The sequence below is a fragment of the Psychromonas sp. SP041 genome (genome assembly GCF_000470315.2).
Classification (GTDB): Bacteria; Pseudomonadota; Gammaproteobacteria; order Enterobacterales; family Psychromonadaceae; genus Psychromonas.
In genome coordinates this window covers 1-1,408 of sequence record NZ_CBRF02000089.1, presented here as the reverse complement: position 1 = coordinate 1,408, position 1,408 = coordinate 1, and the positions used below count along the sequence as shown (strand labels likewise).

At 38.6% G+C, this 1,408-nt stretch carries 1 protein-coding gene; it reads right to left on the bottom strand.

Annotated elements, in window-relative coordinates; genetic code table 11:
* Positions 1-274: 274 nt before the first annotated feature.
* Positions 275-1,300, bottom strand: coding sequence for an IS110 family transposase (locus SP041_RS20655; RefSeq protein ID WP_025565319.1), 1,026 nt, complete (start codon positions 1,298-1,300; stop codon positions 275-277).
* Positions 1,301-1,408: the final 108 nt, after the last annotated feature.

Here is a 1,408-nt window from a genome sequence, read left to right as displayed (position 1 = left end):
TTATACCATATATGGACCCTCTCCGATTGCAAGACAATTTAGATCGTTGAAATAGAGTACATTGCAGCCATATATTCGGCTTTTTATGAGGTATCATCGATGCCTCTAGCCCTGATGGATTTCCGCCCCTATTACCTCATCAATCCGGCGGCTTATTATAGCCCTTGGTATAAAAAGGTTTCCTATAGGGCAGTGCTGAACTGTATCCCATCAATCTCTATTCTCTAGCAATATTACAGGGTTGTTAAACTTTCTTATATATTGATTAACGCTTTTAACTTATTGTCGTTTTGAACTTATAATCTTCTTGATGATGCAACATCGCCCATGCCATTCGCGCCATTTTATTTGCTAATGCAACCGTCGCATTATTGTAGTTACTGCGCGCTTTTAGTTTTTGAGCCCACACGCTGACTTGATCTGTTTTATTATCGCAATGCCGTAAAGCTGACCTTGCTCCATTAATAAGCTGCGTTCTTAAATAAGTATTTCCTCGCTTAGAAATACCTAATAACGTAGGCTTTCCTCCCGTTGAATGTTGCCCCGGAACTAACCCTAACCAAGCGGATACGTGGCGGCCACTTTTAAAGGCTTTTCCATCTCCGATACCGGCATAAAGTGCACTAGAAATGAGAGGACCAATACCATTCATTGTAGTGAGTCGCTGGCAAACTGTGTTCTCTTGGCTTATGGCCATGATTTCTTTATCTAACAATGCTATTTTCTGAATTAAATCATCTAACTCTTCCCTCAAACTTAAAAAATAACGGCGAGTGAATGCGCTTAATTCATTATCGGCATCCTCTAAAAATATCGGTAAGTTTTTCTTTAAGTGAGCCAATCCTTTAGGAGTAACTAAACCATATTCAGCGAGTAAACCACGTATTTGATTGCTTAATGCAGTTCTATTATGCACAAGCCTTTCCCTTATCCGATGTACCATTTGTATATCTTGTTGCTCCAGTGATTTTAAAGGAACAAAGCGCATGTTGTGACGTTGGGAGGCTTCCGCAATTGCTTCTGCATCGTTGTAATCATTTTTATTACCTTTGCGATATGCCGTTATAAATTGTGGCGCAATCGCTTTAACTTCATGCCCACACCGTATAAGAACGCGTGACCAATAATGTGTACTACCACAAGCTTCCATGACGACAATGCAAGGTAATAAATTAGAAAAATATTCAAACATCTTTTTCCGTGTTAACTGTTTTTTCTTTAATACCTTGCCTGATTCATTCATCCAAATTAAATGAAAAGCAGATTTTGCGATATCTAACCCGATTGTTATAGTATTCATGTGACCCTCTCTATTTTTCTGTATATAGATTGTTTAACACTTCTATATTGGCTCATTTGAAGCCGTAAGTGGAGTGGAGAGGGTCCATACCATTAATCACAATAAATA